The sequence below is a fragment of the Bradyrhizobium sp. USDA 223 genome, assembly GCF_044909005.1.
Classification (GTDB): Bacteria; Pseudomonadota; Alphaproteobacteria; order Rhizobiales; family Xanthobacteraceae; genus Bradyrhizobium; species Bradyrhizobium yuanmingense.
Genome location: NZ_JBIYDR010000001.1, coordinates 934,136 through 957,331, shown reverse-complemented (window position 1 = coordinate 957,331; position 23,196 = coordinate 934,136). Strand labels below are relative to the sequence as shown.

The following is a 23,196-nucleotide window of genomic DNA, read 5'->3' as shown; positions in this document are numbered from 1 at the left end:
GAGGGCTGCCAGGACTACTTCTTGGCGTCTGATGAGAATTTGAGGAGCTACCGATGAAGACACGTGCCGCCGTTGCTTTCGAAGCCAAGAAGCCGCTCGAGATCGTCGAGGTCGATCTGGAAGGCCCGAAGGCCGGCGAAGTCCTGGTCGAGATCAAGGCGACGGGTATCTGCCATACCGACGCCTACACGCTCGACGGCTTCGACAGCGAGGGAATCTTCCCGTCGATCCTGGGACATGAGGGAGCCGGCATCATCCGCGAGATCGGCCCGGGCGTGACCTCGGTGAAGCCGGGCGATCACGTCATCCCACTCTACACGCCGGAATGCCGGCAGTGCAAAAGCTGCCTCAGCCAGAAGACCAATCTCTGCACCGCGATCCGCGCGACGCAAGGCAAGGGCGTGATGCCCGACGGCACCAGCCGTTTCTCCTACAAGGGCAAGCCGATCTACCACTACATGGGCTGCTCGACCTTCTCGAACTTCACCGTGCTGCCCGAGATCGCGGTCGCCAAGATCCGCGAGGACGCGCCGTTCGACAAGAGCTGCTACATCGGCTGCGGCGTCACCACCGGCGTCGGCGCCGTCGTCAACACCGCCAAGGTGACGCCGGGCTCCAACGTGGTCGTGTTCGGCCTCGGCGGCATCGGCCTCAACGTCATCCAGGGCGCCAAGATGGCCGGCGCCGACAAGATCATCGGCGTCGACATCAACGATTCCAAGGAGGAATGGGGTCGCAGGTTCGGCATGACCGACTTCGTCAACCCGAAGAAGATCACCGGCGACATCGTTCAGCACCTCGTCGGCCTCACCGACGGCGGCGCCGACTACACCTTCGACTGCACCGGCAACACCACCGTGATGCGCCAGGCACTGGAGGCCTGCCATCGCGGCTGGGGCACCTCAATCATCATCGGCGTCGCCGAGGCCGGCAAGGAGATCGCCACCCGCCCGTTCCAGCTCGTCACCGGCCGCAACTGGCGCGGCACGGCCTTCGGCGGCGCGCGCGGGCGCACCGACGTGCCGAAGATCGTCGACTGGTACATGAACGGAAAGATCCAGATCGATCCGATGATCACCCACGTGCTCAAGCTCGAGGAGATCAACAAGGGCTTTGACCTCATGCACGAGGGCAAATCCATCCGTTCAGTCGTCGTGTTCTAGCTCGAAAACGTCACACCAAGGAGGATCGACCATGACTGTTGCACTCCATCCCTCGATCGACAACGGCATCAAGCAAGGCAGCGGCAGCTTCGCCGGTGGCACGCTGGCCTGCAAATGCAGCGACCATCCGGTGAAGGTCGGCATCAAGGGCGACGTCGCCCACAATCACGCCTGCGGCTGCACCAAGTGCTGGAAGCCGCAGGGCGCGACCTTCTCCGTCGTCGCCGTCGTGCCGCGCCAGAACGTCACCGTGCTCGAGAACGGCGACAAGCTCCAGATCGTCGACCCCTCCGCGGTGATCCAGCGTTACGCCTGCAAGGCCTGCGGCACGCACATGTACGGCCGGATCGAGAACAAGAACCATCCGTTCTACGGCCTCGACTTCATCCATCCCGAACTGTTCCAGGAGCAGGGCTCGCAGGCGCCGCAATTCGCCGCCTTCGTTTCCTCCGTGATCGAATCGGGTGTGAAGCCCGAGCAGATGGCCGGCATCCGTTCGCGGCTGAAGGAGATCGGCCTCGAGCCCTATGACTGCCTGTCCCCGGCCCTGATGGACGCGATCGCGACCCATGTCGCGAAGGCCAAAGCCGCTTAGGAAGACTGCCTGGGACGCCCGCCTGAACTGGCCGGCCGCCGGATCTTGGCTACACCATCTGCAGCTCGCTGGCGTTCGTTGCCGCCAGCGAGCCTCACGGTCCCCGCTGCCGGGACCACCGCGGCGCGATGCCGCCGCTTCTGCACCACGCGTGGGTGAGGACCATCGGCTCCTCAGTCCTGGTATCTGAATGACTGCGCAGGACCGTCCGCTTCCTGCTTGAAGTTCGCGGTGCTCTGCGTTCTCCCTCCCTCGACTGAGGCCTACTGCTTCGTCCGTTCGGTGCAGCCGGCGGACGAAGCTTTTTTCGTTGCGCCCATTTGATGCGCAACGTGGCGGATGACGCGCCCTGCTTTTGACAAACCGTCGATGCAATCTTTTCCCGGTGAGAACACTCGGCTGTGAACGCCAGGTCGGCGCGATCTCTGCTAGGGTCGCGCCGTCACGATGCCGCACGACGTACAATCAATTAAGAAGAAAACGGGAGGTATCGAGCACATCCAGACTTCGCTACCTGCGTTCCTGCCTCCCTCCGGGATTTGCCCGCGCGGGACTACGGCGGGATGTGGCGAGACGACGCACGAGGTCGCCGACCGGCGTCGGCGGACTTTGAATTTGGCATGCTTATGAAGAGCGAGGCACGATCATGATCAAGGTGAAGATCAACGGCCAGGAACAGAGCTGGGACGGTGACCCGGATCTCCCGCTACTCTGGTTCCTGCGTGACGAGGCCGGTCTCACCGGCACCAAATACGGCTGCGGCCAGGCCCTGTGCGGCTCCTGCACGGTCATCGTCGACAAGCAAGCGGTGCGCGCCTGCATCACGTCCGTCAACGACGTCGCCGGACGCGAGGTCACCACGATCGAAGGGCTGCATCCGAACGGCGATCACCCGGTGCAGAAGGCGTGGCGTCAGGTCAATGTGCCCCAATGCGGCTTCTGCCAGGCCGGCCAGATCATGCAGGCCGCGGCGCTTCTGATGGAGAATCCCAAACCCTCGCACGACCAGATCCGCGAGGCGATGTCTGGCAACATCTGCCGTTGCGGCTGCTATCAGCGCATCGAGAACGCCGTCCATCTCGCATCGACGGGAGTGTGACATGAACTTCATCGACAATCCCCGCAAGCTTCGCGGCTTCGAAAAGCACATCAAGGTCGAGAAGGTGTCGCGCCGCAGCATCCTGAAGGGGCTCGGCGTCACCGGCGGCTTCGTGCTCGCCGCCCCCGTGATGTCGCGCCAGGCGCTCGCCTATGAGACCGGCGCCGGCAAGATGCCGCATGGCGTCGTGGTCGATCCGCGCGTGTTCGTTTCGGTAGGCGCGGATGGCATCGTCACCATCGTCGGGCACCGTTCGGAAATGGGCACCGGCGTGCGCACCAGCCTGCCGCTGATCGTGGCCGAGGAGATGGAGGCCGACTGGTCCAGGGTCAAGGTGCAGCAAGCCCATGGCGACGAGGTCAAGTTCGGCAACCAGGACACCGACGGCTCGCGCAGCACGCGGCATTATCTGATCCCGATGCGCCAGATCGGCGCTTCGGCCCGCACAATGCTGGAGCAGGCCGCGGCCAAGCGCTGGGGCGTGCCGGCGACCGAGGTCAAGGCGGTCAACCACGAGGTCGTGCACAGCGCCAGCGGGCGCAAGCTCGGCTTCGGCGAGCTCGCCGCCGACGCCGCCAAGGAATCGGTGCCCAGCATCGAGGGCCTCAAGCTGAAGGACCCCAAGAACTTCCGCTATCTCGGCAAGGGCCAGATCGGCATCGTCGATCTCCACGACATCACCACCGGCAAGGCGAACTACGGCGCCGACGTGCGGCTGCCCGGCATGAAATATGCCGTGATCGCCCGTCCGCCGGTGACCGGCGGCAAACTGGTCAAGTTCGAGCCGGCGGAGGCGCTGAAGGTCCCCGGTGTCGAGAAGGTGATGCAGGTGCGCGGCTGGCCGTGGCCCTCGAAATTCCAGCCGCTCGGCGGCGTCGCGGTGATCGCGCGCAACACAGGCGCGGCGATCAAGGGCCGCGACGCGCTGAAGCTGACCTGGGACGACGGTCCCAACGGCAAATACGACTCCGTCGCCTACCGCAAGGAGCTCGAGGAGGCCTCGCGCAAGCCGGGGCTCGTGCTGCGCAAGGAGGGCGATGCGGACGCTGCCCTGAAGAGCGCCGACAAGGTGATCGTCGGCGAATATTACCTTCCGCATCTCGCCCATGTCGCCATGGAGACGCCGGTGGCGGTCGCGGACGTCAAGGGCGACAGGGCCGAGATCTGGGCGCCGGTGCAGAGCCCCGGCGGCACCCGCGAGGACGTCGCCAAGACGCTCGGCATTCCCGAGGCCAACGTCACGGTCAACGTGACGCTGCTCGGCGGCGGGTTCGGACGCAAGTCGAAATGCGACTTTGCGCTCGAAGCCGCGCTGCTCTCGAAGGAGCTCGGCGCGCCGGTGAAGGTGCAGTGGACGCGGGAGGACGACATCCACAACGGCTTCCTGCACACCGTCTCGGTCGAGCGGATCGAGGCCGGCCTCGACAAGAGCGGCAAGGTGATCGCCTGGCGCCACCGCAGCGTGGCTCCCAGCATCGCCTCGACCTTTGCCGCCGGCACGGTGCATCAGGCGCCGTTCGAAATCGGCATGGGCCTGGTCGATATGCCGTTCGAGATCGCGAACATCTCGTGTGAGAACCCGGAAGCCGCGGCGTTCACCCGCATCGGCTGGTTCCGCGCGGTCTCGAACATCCCGCGCGCCTTCGCCGTTCAGTCGATGGTCGGCGAGATCGCGCAGGCAACGGGCCGCGACCAGAAAGACATGCTGCTCGAGCTGATCGGCTCGCCTCGCATCGTCAAGCCCAACGTGAAGGACCTCTGGAACTACGGCGAGCCCCAGGACAGCTACCCGATCGACACCGCGCGCCTGCGCAAGGTGGTCGAGCTGGTCGCCGAGAAGGGGGAATGGGGACGAAAGGTGCCGAAGGGCCACGGTCTCGGCATCGCCGTGCACCGCAGCTTCGTCAGCTACATCGCGACCGTCGTCGAGGTCGCCGTCGACGACAAGGGCAAGCTGACGGTGCCGCGGGTCGACACCGCGATCGATTGCGGCACCTATGTCAACCCCGAGCGCATCGCTTCGCAGATTGAGGGCGCGGCAATCATGGGGCTCAGTCTCGCCAAATACGGCGAGATCACCTTCAAGGACGGCAAGGTGCAGCAGAAGAATTTTGACGACTTCCAGGTCGTCAGGATGGACGACTCGCCTGTGGTGACCAACGTCTACATCGTACCGCCCGGACCCGACACGCCGCCGAGCGGCGTCGGCGAGCCCGGCGTTCCTCCGTTCGCGCCAGCCCTGATCAACGCGATCTTCGCAGCGACGGGAAAACGCATCCGCGCACTTCCGATCGGCAAGCAATTGGAGGCGTGAGACGGAACCGAAGTGCGAGGCGGAACACAAGCCGCCTCGCGCCGTTTCCATCGATCTGACAGGAGCAGATCGATGACCAACATCTCAAGGGCGCTCACAGTCTCGCTGTCGGGCGCCTTTCTTTTGACCGCCGCGGGCGCATTCGCCCAGAGCAACACGGCGCCGCCGACCACTGCGACGCGCCCCACCGGCCCCGACCAGACTTCGCTGCCCAACGCCAACGCCCCACCCGCCTCCACCACCCAGACCACCGGGCAGCACAATCCGGATCCCAAGATTCGCGAGATGAACCAGAAGGAGAAGGACAAGGTCGAGCGCGAGGGGAAGTAGCTATCTGGCGCTGCGCAAACAAATGCGGCGGATGTTGCCATCCGCCGCATTCGCCACCCCCCGCTGCTCCGCTTCTTTCGATCCGCCCGCGGAGCTATTTCTTCAGCGCGAAGACCCAGACGACGCCGCCCTGCGGCACGTTGGCTTCAATGCCGATATTATTGGTCACGAGTGCATCCTGGATGCGCTGCGCGTCGACGCCCCAGCCCGACTGGATCGCGATGTACTGCGTGCCGTCGATCTCATATGACACCGGCATGCCGACGATGCCGGAGTTGGTCTTCTGCTCCCACAGCAGTTCGCCCGTCTTGGCGTGGAAGGCGCGGAAATAGCGGTCGTTGGTCCCGCCGACGAAGACGAGATCGCCCGCGGTCGCGGTGACCGATCCGAACAGATGCGACTTGGGGAAGTTGTGCTGCCAGACCTTCTTTCCGGTTGCGGGATCCCAGGCCTGGAGCTCGCCAAAATGATCTGCACCCGGCTTTGTCTTCAGGCCGATGTCTTCCGGCTTGGTGCCGAGCCAGAGCTCGCCCGGCTTGAGCGGCACTTTCTCGCCGGTAAAGCCGCCGCAGAAATTCTCGTTGGCAGGCACGTAGACGAGGCCGGTCCTCTGGCTGTAGGCCGCCGACGGCCAATCCTTGCCGCCCCAGAGCGAGGGACAGAACTCGACGCGCTTGCCGATCACCGGCTTGTGCGCAGGATCCACGATCGGCTTGCCGGTCTCGTCGATGCCCTTCCAGACGTCAGTGAAGACGAACGGCCATCCGGCGACGTAATTGATCTTGGTCGGAGTCCGCTCCAGCACCCAGAAGATCGCATTGCGTCCGGGATGGACCAGGCTCTTGATGGTGCGGCCGTTGCGCTGCAAATCGATCAGCATCGGCGCATCGACCTCGTCCCAATCCCAGGAATCGTTCTGGTGGTACTGGAAATAGGTCTTGATCTTGCCGGTGCCGGGATCGAGCGCGAGCACCGATGCAGTATAGAGATTGTCGCCGGGATGCGAGTCGCCGGGCCATGGCGCGGCATTGCCGACACCCCAATAGATCGTCTTGGTCTCCTTGTCGTAATTGCCGGTCATCCAGGCCGATCCACCGCCGTTCTTCCAGTCGTCGCCTTGCCAGGTTTCGTGGCCGGGCTCGCCTTCACCGGGGATGGTGTAGGTCCGCCACAGCTCCTTACCGTCCTTGGCATCATAAGCCACGATATAGCCACGTACGCCGAACTCGCCGCCGGAGCCGCCGACAATGACCTTACCGTCGACGATCAAGGGCATCAGGGTGAGGTACTGGCCCTTCCTGTAGTCCTGCACCTTGGTGTCCCACAGCACCTTGCCGGTCTTGGCATCGAGCGCGACCACGTGGTCGTCCGTGGTGGCGAGGTAGAGCTTGTCCTCCCACAGACCGACGCCGCGGTTGGTCGGATGCAGCTGGAACAGATCGTCAGGAAGCTGCCGCTTGTAGCGCCAGTATTCGTCGCCGGTCTTCGCATTCAGCGCGATCACCTGGCCCATTGGGGTCGTCACGAACATCACGCCATTGTTGACGATCGGCGGGGCCTGATGGCCTTCGACCACGCCAGTGGAAAAGGTCCAGACCGGTGTGAGGTTCTTCACGTTGGAGGTGTTGATCTGGTCGAGCGGGCTATAGCCGTGCCCGTCATAGGTGCGCCGGTAGAGCATCCAGTTGTGGGGCTCGGGGTTTTCCAGCCGCTGCGCGGTGACCGGAGAATAACTCTCGATCGGACCCGATAGGGCGGCGGTTGAGGCAAGACACGTGAAGGCGACCAAGCCGGACAGTAACCATTGCTTCCTGGTCATGGAAGTTCTCATGGACGTTCCCCTTTTCATCCGCTTGAATTCTTGTTGTGAATTCTTGTCGTTCGTCCCGTCGCCCGCCCTTCGGCGGAAGCGGCTAGTCCTGACGCGGGCCCAGCCCGCAACCGTCCATCATCCTGGCTGTGTGCCACCTACCTTTCCCATGAAATTGCCGGCGACGCTGAGCGAACCGTCAGCGAGCTCCAGCGGCAGCGCTGCAAGCCGCCGCGGCGCCGGCCCGAACACGACCTGCGCGCCCGCGCGGGGATCGAATTCGGAGTTGTGGCACATGCACTTGAACACCTCCTTGTCGCCGACATCGCTCTTCACCCAGGCGGTGACGGGACAGCCGGCATGCGAGCAGATCGCCGAATAGGCGATGATGCCGTCGACGGCGCGCGCGCGGGTCTTCTCGTCGAGGTCGGCGGGATCGAGCTTGATGATCAGGATTTCGTTGAGCCGCGAGGCGCTGCGCACCACCGATGTGGTGGGGTCCTTCGGCCAGGCATGGATCGGCGGTCCACCGACCTTGAGATCAGCCGCAGTGACGAGCTTTCCCTCCTGGTCACCTTCGGAGAAGACAAGCAGATCGCCTTTCTGCGGCCGCTCATCCGAGCCGGGCGGATCCTCACCTGCGCGGGTCCTGGTTGAACAGCCGAGACACGCCGTCGTCGCCATCGCACCGAGCAGCAGGGATCGCCGTGTCTGTTCGGTGCCCGCTTCGACGTCGGGTTCCGTAGCGTGTTCGGAAGATGATGAATGGGTATCGAACGATGCGCGAGCCATGCCCGCTAGCAGGCGCTGGAACTCTGCCGAAAACAAGGCGAAGACTTGGCGCCGCAGTGCATCAATATGGCTTTGCTCGCGTTGATTGAACGAGAATGAAAGCGAGCAAGCGCGTTTTCGCAAGTTCTACATCGCATTGCGCGAACGGCATGATGATTTTGCAGATCAGACCGATGATGTAGGAATTGGTGCGACGCCACGATGCGATGCGGAATCCCACGCAGGCATCGTGTCCTTCACGACCTGAGCACGTGACGCGGCGAAGCGATGCGGCCCGCAAATGTTGCCGACGCCATCTCAAAGCTGTCGGCGATACGACGCGCCTTGTCGATGAACAGCGCAGCCGCCGCCGGCGGGCAGACCTCGCGCGCGGTCTGCTCGAACAGGTCGAGCCAGCGATCGAAATGGCCACCGGCCAGGCTGAGCGGCAGGTGTGCCCGCATCGGCGATCCATGATAGCGGCCGCTCATCAGCACGACCGACGACCAGAAATCCCTGAGCTTGGCGAGATGCTCGTCCCAATTCTGCACGACGCCGAAGACGGGTCCCAACAGCGCGTCCTCGCGCACGCGTCCGTAGAAGCGGGTGACGAGTTCTCCAATCATCTCCTCGGTGATCCCGGTTCGCTCGATCGCATCCTGGGTCAACAGGCTCCGGCGCGCGGCCGCAGCTTCCCGCTCGGCCTTCAGTCGATCCGACATGTCCTTTGCTATCCGTTCCGTTATCCCCGCAGGCCGCCCGTTCGACATTGTCGGGCCTATCGCACGCGGCGTCTTTGTCGCAGCGCAAATTGCGGGATCTGGCGGCGGACGCTAAGGCGCCCGCCGCCAATGCCTTCATCAGGCGGTATAAGTGTAGAAGCCCTGCCCGGTCTTGCGGCCGAGATGGCCGGCATCGACCATCTCTTTCAGCAGCGGCGCTGGCCGATATTTAGGATCGTTGAAACCCTTGTAAAAGACCTCCATCACCGAAAGCATGGTGTCGAGCCCGACGAGATCGGCAAGTGCGAGCGGCCCGATCGGATGGTTGCAGCCGAGCTTCATGCCGGCGTCGATCTCTTCCGCCGTCGCGATGCCCTCCTGGAGCGCGAAGATCGCCTCGTTGATCATCGGACAGAGGATGCGGTTGACGGCGAAGCCCGGGCTGTTCTTGGCGGTGATCGCCACTTTGCCGACGCGCTTGGCGAAATCCAGCGCCTTGGCATGGGTGTCGTCCGAGGTCTGCAGGCCGCGGATGAGTTCGAGCAGCGCCATCACCGGCACCGGGTTGAAGAAGTGCATGCCGATGAAGCGGTCGGGACGGTCGGTCGCGGCGGCGAGCTTGGTGATCGAGATCGAGGAGGTGTTGGTCGCGACCAGCGTGCGCGGCGACAGGGTGGCGCAGAGATCCTTCAGGATCTTGACCTTGAGCTCCTCGTTCTCGGTCGCGGCCTCGATGACGAGGTCGCAATCCGACAGCTTCGCCCGGTCCGTGGTGCCGGTGATGCGCTTGAGCGTCGCCTCGCGGTCGGCCGCCGACATCTTCTCTTTTTTGACCAGCCGCTCGAGGCTTCCGCCGACGGTCGAAAGGCCGCGGTTCACCGCCGCATCGGAAATATCGACCATTACGACCGAGAGGCCGGCGGCCGCGCAGACCTGCGCGATGCCGTTCCCCATGGTCCCTGCCCCGATGATGCCAACGGTCTGGATCATTGCGTCACATCCTTCATCCTTGCGGGCGCGCCAGTCGCAGCCCGGCTTCATTGTTCCTGCATTAGGGTCTAGCACCGCCATTGGGCCGGCGCGACCCGATCCTGTTCCTTAGCGCATCCGAGGCCGGAAGAAAGCCGCCCGCGGGGCCGCCAGGTGCCTCGATTGTGGGTCCCTGGCCGCGTTTACCGATCATCCTGAGCCCTTCTCCAACGGCTCCGGCGGGGCTGCCCACCCCTGGCCCCTTGATTATGGCAGCGGCAGCAGCGAGAAGGGCGGCGCGGGGCTACCGCGGAACAGGGGCTTGCCCGAGACCGGATGAACGATTTCGCACGATCCATCGGTGCCGCCTTTGCGCTGATCGGCGATGCCGACACCGAGCTATTGGGCATCGTCGCCCTGTCGTTGCGGGTCAGCATGACCGCCAGCATCCTGGCGCTCCTCATCGGCGCCCCCTTTGGAGCCCTGCTTGCGATCACCCGCTTCCGGGGACGCCAAATCATCATCATTCTGACCAATGCCCTGCTCGGGCTTCCGCCGGTCGTGGTCGGGCTCGCGCTCTATCTCTTGCTGTCGCGGTCCGGCCCGTTCGGGGCGGCGGGCTTGTTGTTCACGCCGGCCGCCATGGTGATCGCGCAGACGCTGCTGGCGACGCCGATCGTGGTGGCGCTGGTGCACCGGCCGGCAAGCCTGTTGTGGGCGGAGTATGGCGACCTGGCGCGGATCGACGGGCTGTCGGCCCTGCGCAGCATGGCCCTGCTATTCGCGCTCGGCCGGACCTCGTTGCTGACGGCCTTTCTCGCCGCGTTCGGGCGCGCCATTGCGGAAGTCGGTGCCATCATCATCGTCGGTGGCAACATCCGCGGCTTCACCCGCACGATGACGACGGCGATCGCGCTGGAAACCAGCAAAGGCGAGCTGCCGCTGGCGCTCGGGCTCGGGCTGATCCTGCTCGCTCTCAGCGTCGCGGTGTCGACCGTCGCCTTCGTCCTAGTTGGGCGCGTTGGGGAAAAATAGCTGCTCGCCGCCGACCTTGTACCCGGCGATCGCTTGCTGCCCTTGCGGCGAAACCAGCCAGTCGACGAAGGCCTGTCCCTCCTTCGCCTTCACGTTCGGATGCTTTGCGGGATTGACCAGCATGACGCCGTACTGGTTGAAGAGCCGCTTGTCACCCTCGGTCAGGATGGCGAGTTCGCCACGGTTCTTGAACGACAGCCAGGTGCCGCGGTCCGACAGGAGGTAGGCATTCGACGACGAGGCCATGTTCAGCGCCGGACCCATGCCCTGGCCGATCTCCCGGTACCAAATGTCCTTGCCGGCACTGAGGTCGACGCCAGCCTCCTTCCATAGTCTCAGCTCGGCCGCATGCGTGCCGGACTTGTCGCCGCGCGAGATGAACGGCGCCTTCGCCGTCGCGATCTTGCGCAGCGCCTCGGCCGCGTCCTTGCTGCCTGAGATCTGCGCCGGATCGCTCTTGGGGCCGATGATGACGAAGTCGTTGTACATGACGTCGAAGCGCTTCACGCCCTGCCCTTCGGACATGAACCTGTCCTCGGCGGGCCTGTCGTGGACGAACACCACGTCGGCATCGCCGCGCCGCCCGATGTCCAGCGCCTGGCCGGTGCCGACGGCGACGACCTTCACGCTGATGCCTTCGGCCTTCGCGAACAGCGGCAGCAGATGACCGAACAGCCCCGACTGTTCCGTCGAGGTGGTTGAAGCTACGGTGATGGTGCGATCCTGTGCGGATGCGATTGTGGACCAGAGCAGGACCGCTCCGATGGCAACAAGCTTCCTCATGCGACGTCCTCGGCCAGACAATGACGGTTCTGAATAGCGACTCGCGGCGACGACGGGAACCCCAAGCTTGGATTGCAACGAGAGTTGATGCGCGCGGTGCACCTCGTCTGGCAAAAAAAGCGCGCCGGCGCGCGCTAGGCACGCCTGCAAAACAAGAAGTGAAAAACAACCCCATGCACAGTAGCGATGGGGTTGAAAGGCTTGAGTATTTTCGGTGTTACCGAAGACGCGCTTGCGGCGTCGGGCAAAACAGGGGTATTATTGCATCATCGGCTGCTGTGCGGGTTGCGTAACTCGGGCGGATGCGCGCTGGATGCGCGGATGTTCTGCAATTGGTCCACCTTACATTGACACGGATGTGACGGCCGGGGCAGGTTTTCACATTGCTGACGAATCAGCGATTGCCTCACGCCGAGCACCTCTTGGACAACTCCCAGTGCTTTCGAGACTGATATCGTTGCTGCGCCGCATCCCTGCGGTGAACTGGGCGTTTTCCCGACTCCGGCCTGTGCCGCACAGCGGCAACATTGAGGTCGCGCCGACCGCCACGGACGCTTCGCCCGCCATCATCGAAGACGTCGAGGTCCCGGCTCAAGCTCCAAGCGCCGAGATCAGCACCGCCCCGGTGCGCGACGACGCTGCCCCCGCCACCAAGGCTCTGGTCGCGGAGAACGATGCGGCTGTGTCTGTCGTCGCTGAGAATCCGTCCGACGAAATCCGTATCAGCGGGGACTCCTCTCCGGCGACGGTGCCGGAAATCGAGGCGCCCGCGACGCCGCCAACCTCCGAGGAGGTGCTGGCTGCATCGGCCGGTGCGGAGAGCGAGCCAGTTGCAGCCTCTGATCTCGCCATCGTTGACGATGATGCATCGCCTGCTGAGATTCCTGCAGAGGTCGACTCCGCCGTCGTAGAAGAGGTTGTGATTTCGTCGGCGGAGGTCGCGACCGCCTTGACTGATGTCCCTGATGTCATCATCGAGGCAGCCTCCTCGCCCGACGTTTCCGCCGCCGTCGATCCGGTCGCCGTCGAAGAAGTCGAGCTTCTCCGCGCCGAGGCCGATAGCGTCACGACTGATGCCTCCGAAGCCAGCGCCGACAGCGAACCGGCGCTCGTTGTCGAAAGCCCGCAAGTCCCTACAAACGATGTTCCGCTCGCTGCGGCGACTAACGACTCCTTGAGCGGTGTCACCGACATCGAGCCGGCTCCGGCTCTCGCGTCTCCTTCGCCAGAGATCCGCAACGTCCCGAAAGTTCGCGCGAGAGCCGCAGAGCCCGCCGACCGCGCGGCGCTGATCCGGCAGCGCTGGGCGGAGAGCGGAATCAGGATGTGGAATCCGCGGCTGCACGGCACCGGCGAAGCCGCGCTGAACATCCAGGGAAGCATCGGGCTGCTGCCCCCGGCACCCGGCGAGACAATGCCGCGCTACGACAAGCTGGAATTCAGGATGCTCGGCGGACAGATCGTCTGTGAGGGCGTGATCGTCGAGGCACCGGTTCAGGCGAGCCATCGGAGCTTCACGCAGCTTGCCGAGCCTCGGACCGGCGAGCGCGTCCGCGAACCGGCGCGCGAGCGCCAGGCCGTCCTCGCCTGATCCGACCGTGGCCATGTGCTAGGCTGATGTCGCGCATGGGCGATAGCAGGCGGTAGCTGCAGCGATTTCGGGCGATCTGTGCCTGAGACGTGCGCACGCTGCGGCCGGATATCCTTAACGGGACCTCACCAATGCACGCGATCGGAAAATCGTAAGGCAGCGCGCAACCAGTGCTGGCCTGCCCGGGCCAGGATTGATCTAACGGGCCCTTTACCCCTGCCGTGCAAGATTGCCCACGTTTTTCAGGGGGTCTGGGGCTCGTATTGCAATGCCTATTGCCGATTTGAAATCTCATCTTGCCGCCGCGATGCGATTGTTTCGCGTTCCTGCCGACAATCCGGACTTGACGCGGGCGCAATTCGACGCCTTCTCCAAGCAGATCCCGCTGCTCTACTTCATCCTCATCAGCAACACGATTGCGGTCGCCTACACCTATGTGAACGTGGCGCCGGACTGGCTGACGATGATCGTGCCGGCCGTGTTGACGGTGCTCGCGGCCTTACGGACTTTCTGGTGGCTACGCCAGCGCCGGCTGGTGCGCAGCGATGCGGACATCCTGCGCAATCTGCGCGCCACCAACTGGCTGACCCTGCCGATCGGTGCCGGCTTCACCGCCTGGTCCTTCGCGCTCTACCCCTACGGCGATCCCTTCGCCAAGAGCCAGGTCGCGTTCTACATGGCGGTCACCGTGATCGGCTGCATCTTCTCGCTGATGCATCTGCGCTCGGCGGCGCTGATCGTGACGCTGATCGTCGACGTGCCCTATGTGCTGTTCTTCTTCGCCACGGGCGAGCCGACGCTGAAGGCGATCGCGGTCAACAACCTGCTGGTTTCCGCCGCGATGGTGACGGTGCTGTTCATCTACTACCGCGACTTCGCCGATCTCGTCGCCAGCCGCAAGTCGCTGCTCGCGCAACAGGCGGCGACGCAGGCGCTCTCTGACGAGAACTTCCGCCTTGCCAATCTCGATTCACTCACCGAGCTGCCGAACCGCCGCCGCTTCTTCGCCGAGCTGTCGAGCGCCTTCACCGATGCCGAACGCAGGAACGTTCGGATCGCGGTCGGCATCATCGATCTCGACGGTTTCAAGCCGATCAACGACAATTACGGCCATTCGGTCGGAGACCGCGTCCTGATCGAGGCCGGCCGCCGCATCCGCGAGGTGTGCGAGGGCTTTGGTCCGCAGCGGGTCGAATTCGCCCGATTAGGCGGCGACGAGTTCGGCCTTGTCGTTTGCGGCGACCCCGACGATGCAGACCTGCTGCGGCTGGGCCAGCGCATTGGCGACCAGGTCAGGCTTCCCTACCAGCTCGACACTGCCCATACCGGGCTGTCCTGCTCGATCGGCTCTGCCTCGTTTCCCCAATCGGCAACGACCGCGGAAGCACTCTATGAATGCGCCGACTATTCACTTTATCACGCCAAGCGCCATCTGCGCGGCCGCACCGTGATCTTCTCGAGCGAACTCGAGGCCGAGATCCGCAGTCGCGGAGTCATCGAGAACCTGCTGCGCACCGCCGATTTCAGCACCGAGATGGACCTGGTGTTCCAGCCGATCGTCGATGCCATGAGCGAGCACACCGCCGGCTTCGAGGTCCTGGCGCGCTGGCGCAGCACCCGCCTCGGCCTGGTCTCTCCGGCCGATTTCATTCCGGCCGCCGAACGCATCGGGCTGATCCGGCCGCTGACGCAGGCGCTGCTGGTGCGCGCGCTCGCCATCGCCAGGACATGGCCCGATCACATCCGCCTGTCGTTCAATCTCTCAGCCCACGATGTCTGTGCGGCGGAGGGCATCCTGCCGCTGATTTCGATCATCGAGAAGAGCGGGTTGACGCCGCGCCGGATCGATTTCGAGATCACCGAGACCGCCGTCACCTTCGACTTCGTCCGCGCACAGCAATCGATCGCAACGCTGAAGGCAATGGGCTGCGGCATTTCGCTGGACGATTTCGGCACCGGCTATTCGTCGTTGAGCCACGTGCACCGGTTGCCGCTCGACAAGATCAAGGTCGACCGCAGCTTCGTTTCCGACATCAACGAGAATCCCGTCAGCCACAAGATCATCAAATCGCTCACCGGTCTCTGCGACGACATGGAGATCGCCTGCGTCGTCGAGGGCGTCGAGACGCGTGCTCAGCTCGACACCTTGCGCCGCCTGGGATGCGACTTCATCCAGGGCTACTATTTCGCCAAGCCCATGCCGGCCGATGCGATCGGCGACCATCTTGCGAAGGAGAGCCGGCGCCTCGATGGCACCGGGACCAAGGTCGTGGCCTGAGCCTCGTCTACTCCGCCAGGCTCGGCAGATCGAGCCCCTTGTCGCGCGCGCACTCGATCGCGATGTCGTAGCCTGCATCGGCGTGGCGCATGACGCCAGTGGCGGGATCGTTCCACAGCACGCGCTCGATCCGCTTCGCAGCCTCGGGCGTGCCGTCGGCGACGATCACCATGCCCGCGTGCTGCGAATAGCCGATGCCGACGCCGCCGCCATGATGCAGCGACACCCAGGTCGCTCCGCTGGCGCAATTGAGCAGCGCATTGAGCAGCGGCCAGTCGGAGACGGCATCCGATCCGTCCTTCATCGCCTCGGTCTCGCGGTTGGGGCTCGCCACCGAGCCGCTGTCGAGATGATCGCGGCCGATCACGATCGGCGCTTTCAGTTCGCCACGCGCCACCATCTCGTTGAAGGCAAGGCCGAGGCGATGGCGGTCGCCGAGACCGACCCAGCAGATCCGTGCCGGCAGGCCCTGGAACTTGATGCGCGCCTTTGCCATGTCGAGCCAATTGTGCAGATGCTTGTCGTCAGGCATCAGCTCCTTGACCTTGGCATCGGTCTTGAAGATGTCCTCGGGATCGCCCGACAGCGCGGCCCAGCGGAACGGCCCGACGCCGCGGCAAAACAGCGGGCGGATATAGGCGGGCACGAAGCCGGGGAAATCGAACGCGTTCTTCAGGCCCATATCCTGCGCCATCTGGCGAATGTTGTTGCCGTAATCGAGCGTCGGAATGCCCTGCGCATGGAAATCCAGCATGGCCTGGACATGCGCGACCATCGACGTCTTCGAGGCGCGCTCCACTGCCTTCGGATCGGACGCGCGCTTGGCTTCCCATTCGGCAAGCGTCCAGCCCTTCGGCAAGTAGCCGTTGATCGGATCGTGCGCGCTGGTCTGGTCGGTGACGATGTCGGGCTTGACGCCGCGGCGCACCAGCTCAGGGAATATCACCGCGGCGTTGCCGAGCAGGCCGACCGAGACCGCCTTGTTCGTCTTCGCGGCGTCCGCCATGATCGCGAGCGCTTCATCAAGCGTTGCGGCTTGCCGGTCGAGATAGCCGGTCCGCAGGCGCATCTCGATGCGGCTCGGCTGGCATTCGACCGCAAGCATCGAAGCGCCGGCCATGGTCGCCGCCAGCGGCTGCGCCCCGCCCATGCCTCCCAAGCCGGCCGTGAGAATCCATTTGCCGGCGAGGCTGCCGCCGTAATGACGCCGACCGACCTCGACGAAGGTTTCATAGGTGCCCTGCACGATGCCCTGGCTGCCGATATAGATCCAGGAGCCCGCCGTCATCTGTCCGTACATCATCAGGCCCTGGCGATCGAGCTCGTTGAAATGATCGAGCGTCGCCCAATGCGGTACGATGTTGGAATTCGCGATCAGCACGCGCGGTGCATCGGCATGGGTGCGGAACACGCCGACCGGCTTGCCGGACTGCACCAGCAGCGTCTGGTCGGCTTCGAGCTTGCGCAAGGCCGCAACGATCCGGTCAAAACTCTCCCAGTCGCGCGCGGCGCGGCCGATGCCGCCATAGACGACGAGCTCGCTCGGGCGCTCGGCGACGTCAGGATCGAGATTGTTCATCAGCATGCGTAAGGGCGCTTCGGTCAACCAGCTCTTCGCGCTGATGTCGCTGCCGCGGGGAGCGCGGATGGTGCGGTCATTGTCCAGTCGGCGGTTCATGTGGGCCTCTTCAGAGGAGTCGCGGAAACGGATCGGTGGGAAGCTGGGCGAGCGCGGCAGCCGGAAGCGCATCGGCCTCGATCAATGCAGCGGCCTTGGCGAGATCGCCGGCCATATAGCGATCGGCACCGAGTGCAGGCACCTGCTCACGCAACGCGGCGATGACGGCGACCAGCGGCGCACTGGTTGCATGCGGCGCGCGCAGCGTGATGCCTTGGGCTGCGACCAGAAGCTCGATGCCGAGAATGGCGGCGAGATTGTCGGCCATGTCGGACAGGCGCCGCGCAGCATGCGCGGCCATCGAGACATGGTCTTCCTGATTGGCGCTGGTCGGTGTCGAGTCGATCGAGCAGGCGAGCGCACGCTGCTTGTTCTCGGCATAGAGCGCGGCCGCCGTCACCTCGGCGATCATGAAGCCGGAATTGATGCCGGGATCGAGGGTGAGGAACGGCGGCAGTCCGAAATTGAGCGCGGGATCGACCAGCGTCGCGATGCGCCGCTCGCTGATCGCGCCGATCTCCGATAGCGCCAGCGCGATGGCATCTGCGGCAAAAGCGACCGGCTCGGCGTGGAAATTGCCGCCGGAGACGATCTCCCCGGTCTCGACCAGCACCAGCGGGTTGTCGGTGACGGCATTGGCCTCCACGATCAGCGTGCGCGCCGCCTGCGTGACCAGATCGAGCGCGGCCCCGGCAACCTGTGGCTGGCAGCGCAGGCAATAGGGATCCTGCACACGCTCGTCGCCTTCCAGGTGAGAGAGGCGGATGTCGCTGCCGTCGAGCAGCGCGGTCAGCGTCGCGGCCGCCGCGATCTGGCCAGCATGGCCGCGCAGCGCCTGAATTTCGGGCCGGAACGGTGCCGTTGACGCCATCGCCGCATCCACCGACAGCGCGCCGGTCACGAGTGCGGCGCGGGCGAGGCGATATGCACGCAGCACGCCTGAGAGGGCGTATGCGGTCGAGAATTGCGTGCCGTTGATCAGCGCGAGGCCTTCCTTGGGCCCAAGGGTCAGCGGCGTGAGGCCGGCGGCGGCGAGTGCCTCGCTGCCGGACAAGATCTTGCCATCGATGATCGCCTGCCCTTGGCCGATCATCACGGCCGTCATATGCGCAAGCGGTGCCAGATCGCCGGAGGCGCCGACCGAGCCCTGCTGCGGCACCAGCGGATAGACGCCACGGGCCAGCATGTCCTGCAACTGCTCGATCACCGCGCGGCGCACGCCGGAAGCGCCGCGGCCGAGCGAGACGATCTTAAGCGCCATCATCAGGCGGACGATGGGCTCCGGCGTCGGCTGGCCGACCCCGCAGCAATGCGAGACGATGAGGTTGCGCTGGAGCAGCGCGGTCTGGTCCGGCGGAATGCGCTTGGACGCCAGTTTCCCGAAGCCGGTGTTGATGCCGTAGACGGGGACGTCGGCCTGCGCGGCCTGCGCAACGATCAGCGCAGCCGCATCGATACGCGGCCAGAACGAAGGATCGAGCACGACGGGGGCGCCTTCGAGCACGCGTGAGAGATCGTCGAGGCTCACTGTTCCCGGCTTGACGACGATCGCTGTCTCCCGCTCCGTCATTGCCCCCTCCATACCCGCTTGTGCAACGGATTGAAGCCGATGCGGTAGACCAGCTCGGCCGGTCGCTCGATGTCCCAGACCGCGAGATCGCACCATTTGCCGGCATCCAGTGTGCCGGTCTCATGCAGCAGGCCGAGCGCCCGCGCGCCTTCACGGGTGACGCCGGCGAGGCACTCGGCCACATTCATCCGGAACAATGTCGCGCCCATGTTCATCGCGAGCAGCAGCGAGGTCAGCGGCGAGCTGCCGGGATTGCAGTCGGTCGCCAGTGCCATGGCAACGTTATGCTGGCGGAACGTCTCGACCGGCGGCTTCTGCGTCTCGCGAATGAAGTAGAACGCGCCGGGCAACAGCACCGCCACCGTGCCGGCCCTCGCCATTGCGGCAGCACCGGCCTCGTCGGTGTGCTCGAGATGATCGGCCGAGAGCGCCGAGAATTTCGCCGCAAGCGCAGCGCCGCCGAGATTCGAGAGCTGGTCAGCATGGAGCTTGACCGGCAGTCCAAGTCCCCTCGCCGTTTCGAACACAAGCGCGGTCTGCTTGGCGGAGAATGCGATGCCCTCCATGAAGGCATCGACGGCATCGGCGAGGCCCGCTTTTGCGACCGCCGGCAGCATCTCGTTGCAGACGAGATCGATGTAACCATCCTTGTCGCCACCGGCCTCGACCGGCAGCGCATGCGCTCCCAAGAACGATGTGCGGATCGTAACCGGCCGCTCACGGCCGAGGCTGCGCGCAGCCGCGAGCTGTCGCATCTCGGTTTCGGTGTCGAGGCCGTAGCCGGACTTGATCTCGACCGTGGTGGCGCCCTCGCCGATCAGCGCGTCGAGCCGCGGCAGCGCGCCTGCGACGAGCTCGGCTTCGCTGGCCTTGCGCGTTGCCGCCACAGTCGAGACGATGCCGCCGCCGGCGCGCGCGATCTCCTCGTAGCTCGCCCCCTTCAGGCGCAGCTCGAACTCATGTGCACGGTTGCCGCCATAGACGAGATGGGTATGGCAATCGATGAGGCCCGGCGTGATCCAGCGCCCCTCGCAATCGATCCGATCGACCGCGTCTGCGTCGAGCGGAAAATCCGCTTTCGCACCGGCATAAGCGATGTGGCCGCCGCGTGCGGCGACGACACCATGCTCGATCTCGCCAAGATCGGGACGATCGACCCGCATCGTCGCGAGGCGGGCATTGTGCCAGATCCGGTCGAAGCGCTCTGCCATGCGGGTATCCGTTCGCCCTGGGGATGCTTGACTTATATGTCTAGACATATAATCGTAAGGCGGTTCTGTCCAGCCGGCGTGTAAATCATGACCCGACTGCATTTCGCTTCCGCGCTCCTGCCTTCGGGCTGGGCCAATGACGTGCAGGTGGTCGTCACCGGCGGCGCGATCGCGGCGGTGACGCCGGGCGTGGCGCCGGCCGCCGGCGACGAACGCCACGCCATTGCCCTTCCGGGACTTGCGAGCCTGCACAGCCACGCGTTCCAGCGCGGCATGGCGGGGCTTGCCGAACTGCGCGGCGATTCCACCGACACGTTCTGGACCTGGCGCGAAACGATGTATCGCTTTGCGCTGGCGATGACGCCCGACGACGTCGCGGCCGTGGCGACCCTGCTCTATGTCGAGATGCTCGAGCAGGGTTTTACCCGCGTCGGCGAATTCCACTATCTGCACCACGACCGCGACGGATCGCCCTACGCCGACCCCGCCGAGATGGCCGCGCGGATTGCACAGGCGGCCGAAGCCTCGGGCATTGCGCTGACGTTGTTGCCGACTTTCTATGCGCATGGCTCGTTTGGAGGCGCAGCGCCGCATGCCGGGCAGCGCCGCTTCATCTGCTCGGTCGATCAGTTCGCCGCATTGATGACGGCCTCGCGCCAGGCGATCAGCGCCTTGCCCGGCGCCAATCTCGGCATCGCGCCGCACAGTTTGCGCGCGGTCACGCCGGACGAGCTCGCCGCGATCCTTCCGCTCGCCGAGGGCGGGCCGGTGCACATCCATGCCGCCGAGCAGGTGAAGGAGGTCGAGGATTGCCTCGCCTGGTCGGGCCGGCGTCCGGTGCAGTGGCTGCTGGAGCATGCGCCCGTCGATCAACGCTGGTGCCTCATTCACGCGACCCACATGACGAGCGAGGAAGTGACGGCGTTCGCCAAGACCGGTGCGGTGGCGGGCCTCTGTCCCATTACGGAAGCGAGCCTTGGCGACGGCACTTTTTCAGCGCGGGAGTTTGTCGACGCCAGCGGCGTTTTCGGCGTCGGTAGCGATTCCAACGTGCTGATCGGCGCCGCTGACGAATTGCGCCAGCTCGAATACGGCCAGCGACTCAAGCACCGCCAGCGCAACGTTCTCTCCGGCGGCGCCGGCCGCTCCACGGGACGCTCGCTGTTCGACGGGGCGCTCGCCGGCGGCGCGCGGGCGCTGGCACAACCGGCCATCGGCCTTGCGCCCGGCGCACGTGCCGACATCCTCACGCTCGACACGTCGCATCCTTCGCTCGCAGGGCGCGCGCACGATGCCGTCATCGACGGCTGGATCTTCGCCGCCGGCGGCGCCGCCGTGGATTGCGTCTGGGCCAGCGGCCGCAAGGTGGTCGAGGGCGGTCAGCATGGATTGCGCCAAGCCGCACGCGAACGCTTCAACGCATCGATGCGGAGGCTTGTCGCATGAGCCTCGTCACCGATGCCGACAAGCCGACGCTCTATAAGCGCATCCGCGCCGACATCGAGCAGCGGATCCTGACCGGCGAGTGGCCGCCCGGCCATCGCATTCCCTTCGAGCACGAACTGGTCGCGCGCTACGGCTGCTCGCGCATGACCGTGAACAAGGCGCTGTCTGAGCTGGCGCAGGCCGATCTGATCGAGCGGCGGCGGCGCGCCGGCTCGTTCGTGCGCCGGCCGCAGCATCAGTCGGCGGTGCTCAAGATCGCCGACATTCGCGCCGAGATCACCGCGCTCGGGCGCAGTTACGGCTACGAGCTGATCGGCCGCAAGCTGCGCGCGGCGACGGCCGCCGATCGCGACCGGCTCGGCGTGAAGAAGGCCAACAAGGTGATCGCGATCACCTGCCGGCATAGCGCCGACAAGGTCCCGTTCGCGGTCGAGGACAGGCTGATCGATCTCTCGTCCGTTCCTGACGCCGCAACCGCGGATTTCTCGCGCGAGCCGCCCGGCTCCTGGCTGCTTCACCATGTCCCATGGACCGAGGCCGAGCACACGATCAGCGCCATCGTTGCGGACGACCGCGCGGCGGAAGCGCTCGCGATCGCCGTCGGCGCCCCCTGTCTCGTGATCGACCGCTATACCTGGCGCAGCGCACGCACGATCACCGCCGTGCGCCTGCTCTATCCCGGTGACTCTCACCGCCTTGTCGCGCGATTCAAGGGAGGCTGAGAGGATATGTCGGCACAAATCGTGCAACGCTTCGCGGAACCGCCCATATGGGCCGGCAGAGATCAACAGGACGTCAAACCATCGATCGGCAAGAGGACGATAATCATGCGTAATTCGACAGTATTTGCGACAATCATTGCTCTCGCGGCCTCCACTCCGGCGCTCGCCCAGGACGTCAAGGTCGGCATCGGCATTTCCGGATGGACCGGCTTCGCGCCCCTGACGCTGGCGAAGGAGGCCGGCATCTTCAAGAAGAACGGCCTCGACGTCACCATCAAGAAGATCCCGCAGAAGGACCGCCATCTCGCCATCGCCTCCGGCGACATCCAGTGTGCGGCGACAACGGTCGAGACCTGGATCTCCTGGAACGCCAACGGTGTTGCGACCAAGCAGATCTTCCAGCTCGACAAGAGCTACGGCGCCGACGGCATGGCCGTGCGCAACGACATCGCCGCGATCAAGGACCTGAAGGGCAAGACCGTCGCCGCCTCCGCGCCGGGCACCTCGCCTTATTTCGCGCTGGCCTGGATGCTGAAGAAGAACGGCCTCACCACGAAGGACGTCACCGTCGTGAACCTCGAGCCGGCGGCGGCCGCGCAGGCCTTCGTCTCCGGCCAGAACGATGCAGCGATGACCTATGAGCCATATCTGTCGACCGTGCGTGCCGCGCCGGACAAGGGCAAGATCATCGCCACCACGCTGGATTATCCGATGGTCATGGACACGTTCGGCTGCACGCCGAAGTTCCTGACGGAGAATGCCAAGGCGGCCAAGGCGCTCGCCGACAGCTACTTCGAGGCGCTCGAGATGATCGCCAAGGACCAGGCCAAGTCCTACGAGATCATGGGCGCCGACGTGAAGCAGACCGCCGAGCAGTTCGGCAACTCGGCGAAATACCTGCGCTGGCAGGACAAGGCGGCGAACCAGAAGTTCTTCGCCGGCGACTTCCTGACCTTCAACAAGGAGGCCGCCGAGCTCCTGCTCGAGATCGGCATCATCAAGGCCGTGCCGAAGGTCGAGGACCTCTACGACGCGAGCTTCATCAAGTAACTTTCGCCAAGCTGCCGGTTCCGCCTCAGGCGGAGCCGGCGCACCATTCGGATACAGTT

19 protein-coding genes are annotated in these 23,196 nt (G+C 64.9%); 11 read left to right on the top strand and 8 right to left on the bottom strand.

Going from position 1 to position 23,196, the window contains the following annotated elements; all coding sequences use genetic code 11:
* The first annotated feature begins 53 nt into the window (after positions 1-53).
* From ABIA40_RS03955 to ABIA40_RS03935, 5 genes are all read left to right on the top strand, one after another.
* Positions 54-1,163: an S-(hydroxymethyl)glutathione dehydrogenase/class III alcohol dehydrogenase gene (locus tag ABIA40_RS03955; RefSeq protein ID WP_027574628.1), complete on the top strand. Its 1,110-nt coding sequence runs from the start codon at positions 54-56 to the stop codon at positions 1,161-1,163.
* 31 nt (positions 1,164-1,194) lie between these two features.
* The gene (gfa, locus tag ABIA40_RS03950) at positions 1,195-1,758 is read left to right on the top strand and encodes an S-(hydroxymethyl)glutathione synthase (RefSeq protein WP_036042003.1); all 564 of its coding nucleotides are present in this window, start codon (positions 1,195-1,197) and stop codon (positions 1,756-1,758) included.
* A 646-nt stretch (positions 1,759-2,404) separates the two neighbouring features.
* Entirely contained in the window at positions 2,405-2,857 is a 453-nt protein-coding gene (locus ABIA40_RS03945; protein ID WP_024342565.1) for a (2Fe-2S)-binding protein, read from the top strand.
* A 1-nt stretch (position 2,858) separates the two neighbouring features.
* Positions 2,859-5,171 carry a molybdopterin cofactor-binding domain-containing protein gene (locus ABIA40_RS03940; RefSeq protein WP_404539248.1) on the top strand — a complete coding sequence of 771 codons (2,313 nt, stop codon included), beginning with the start codon at positions 2,859-2,861 and terminating at the stop codon, positions 5,169-5,171.
* A 72-nt stretch (positions 5,172-5,243) separates the two neighbouring features.
* On the top strand, positions 5,244-5,501 hold the full coding sequence (locus tag ABIA40_RS03935) for a hypothetical protein (protein WP_157283956.1): 258 nt from the start codon (positions 5,244-5,246) through the stop codon (positions 5,499-5,501).
* Positions 5,502-5,595: 94 nt separating this feature from the next.
* Here the strand turns inward: ABIA40_RS03935 and ABIA40_RS03930 are convergent, their stop codons facing one another.
* From ABIA40_RS03930 to ABIA40_RS03915, 4 genes are all read right to left on the bottom strand, one after another.
* Positions 5,596-7,320: a methanol/ethanol family PQQ-dependent dehydrogenase gene (locus ABIA40_RS03930; protein ID WP_404539245.1), complete on the bottom strand. Its 1,725-nt coding sequence runs from the start codon at positions 7,318-7,320 to the stop codon at positions 5,596-5,598.
* A 129-nt stretch (positions 7,321-7,449) separates the two neighbouring features.
* Positions 7,450-8,103 carry a ubiquinol-cytochrome c reductase iron-sulfur subunit gene (locus ABIA40_RS03925; protein WP_404539242.1) on the bottom strand — a complete coding sequence of 218 codons (654 nt, stop codon included), beginning with the start codon at positions 8,101-8,103 and terminating at the stop codon, positions 7,450-7,452.
* A 236-nt stretch (positions 8,104-8,339) separates the two neighbouring features.
* Positions 8,340-8,804, bottom strand: a complete 465-nt coding sequence (locus tag ABIA40_RS03920; protein ID WP_404539239.1) for a group III truncated hemoglobin — start codon at positions 8,802-8,804, stop codon at positions 8,340-8,342.
* A gap of 138 nt (positions 8,805-8,942) precedes the next feature.
* The gene (locus ABIA40_RS03915) at positions 8,943-9,794 is read right to left on the bottom strand and encodes a 3-hydroxybutyryl-CoA dehydrogenase (protein ID WP_157283960.1); all 852 of its coding nucleotides are present in this window, start codon (positions 9,792-9,794) and stop codon (positions 8,943-8,945) included.
* Between the two features lie 315 nt (positions 9,795-10,109).
* Here ABIA40_RS03915 and ABIA40_RS03910 point away from each other — a divergent pair, with 315 nt between their 5' ends.
* Positions 10,110-10,808 (top strand): ABC transporter permease, encoded by a 699-nt coding sequence (locus ABIA40_RS03910; protein WP_404539237.1) that lies wholly within the window; start codon positions 10,110-10,112, stop codon positions 10,806-10,808.
* Here the strand turns inward: ABIA40_RS03910 and ABIA40_RS03905 are convergent.
* Positions 10,782-11,591 (bottom strand): substrate-binding domain-containing protein, encoded by an 810-nt coding sequence (locus tag ABIA40_RS03905; protein ID WP_157283964.1) that lies wholly within the window; start codon positions 11,589-11,591, stop codon positions 10,782-10,784. The genes ABIA40_RS03910 and ABIA40_RS03905 overlap by 27 nt on opposite strands.
* A 457-nt stretch (positions 11,592-12,048) precedes the next feature.
* Here ABIA40_RS03905 and ABIA40_RS03900 point away from each other — a divergent pair, with 457 nt between their 5' ends.
* Complete coding sequence (locus tag ABIA40_RS03900) at positions 12,049-13,182, top strand: hypothetical protein (RefSeq protein ID WP_404539235.1); 1,134 nt, start codon at positions 12,049-12,051, stop codon at positions 13,180-13,182.
* A 268-nt stretch (positions 13,183-13,450) separates the two neighbouring features.
* Positions 13,451-15,460: a putative bifunctional diguanylate cyclase/phosphodiesterase gene (locus ABIA40_RS03895; RefSeq protein WP_404539233.1), complete on the top strand. Its 2,010-nt coding sequence runs from the start codon at positions 13,451-13,453 to the stop codon at positions 15,458-15,460.
* A 7-nt stretch (positions 15,461-15,467) separates the two neighbouring features.
* On the opposite strand, the gene hutU is transcribed toward ABIA40_RS03895, so the two are convergent.
* From hutU to hutI, 3 genes are read right to left on the bottom strand one after another with little or no spacing between them, the layout of a single operon-like run.
* Entirely contained in the window at positions 15,468-17,138 is a 1,671-nt protein-coding gene (hutU, locus tag ABIA40_RS03890) for a urocanate hydratase (protein WP_404539230.1), read from the bottom strand.
* A 10-nt stretch (positions 17,139-17,148) separates the two neighbouring features.
* Complete coding sequence (gene hutH / locus ABIA40_RS03885; RefSeq protein WP_404539228.1) at positions 17,149-18,708, bottom strand: histidine ammonia-lyase; 1,560 nt, start codon at positions 18,706-18,708, stop codon at positions 17,149-17,151.
* On the bottom strand, positions 18,705-19,919 hold the full coding sequence (hutI, locus tag ABIA40_RS03880) for an imidazolonepropionase (RefSeq protein ID WP_404539225.1): 1,215 nt from the start codon (positions 19,917-19,919) through the stop codon (positions 18,705-18,707). The genes hutH and hutI overlap by 4 nt, the downstream gene beginning before the upstream one ends.
* Positions 19,920-20,006: 87 nt before the next feature.
* Here hutI and ABIA40_RS03875 point away from each other — a divergent pair, with 87 nt between their 5' ends.
* The 3 genes from ABIA40_RS03875 to ABIA40_RS03865 all read left to right on the top strand — a co-directional run bounded on the left by ABIA40_RS03875 (position 20,007) and on the right by ABIA40_RS03865 (position 23,137).
* On the top strand, positions 20,007-21,365 hold the full coding sequence (locus ABIA40_RS03875; protein WP_404539222.1) for a formimidoylglutamate deiminase: 1,359 nt from the start codon (positions 20,007-20,009) through the stop codon (positions 21,363-21,365).
* Positions 21,362-22,087 (top strand): histidine utilization repressor, encoded by a 726-nt coding sequence (gene hutC / locus ABIA40_RS03870; protein WP_370108249.1) that lies wholly within the window; start codon positions 21,362-21,364, stop codon positions 22,085-22,087. Before ABIA40_RS03875 ends, hutC begins: the two co-directional genes overlap by 4 nt.
* A 105-nt stretch (positions 22,088-22,192) precedes the next feature.
* Positions 22,193-23,137, top strand: a complete 945-nt coding sequence (locus ABIA40_RS03865; RefSeq protein ID WP_271544085.1) for an ABC transporter substrate-binding protein — start codon at positions 22,193-22,195, stop codon at positions 23,135-23,137.
* Positions 23,138-23,196 lie beyond the last annotated feature (59 nt).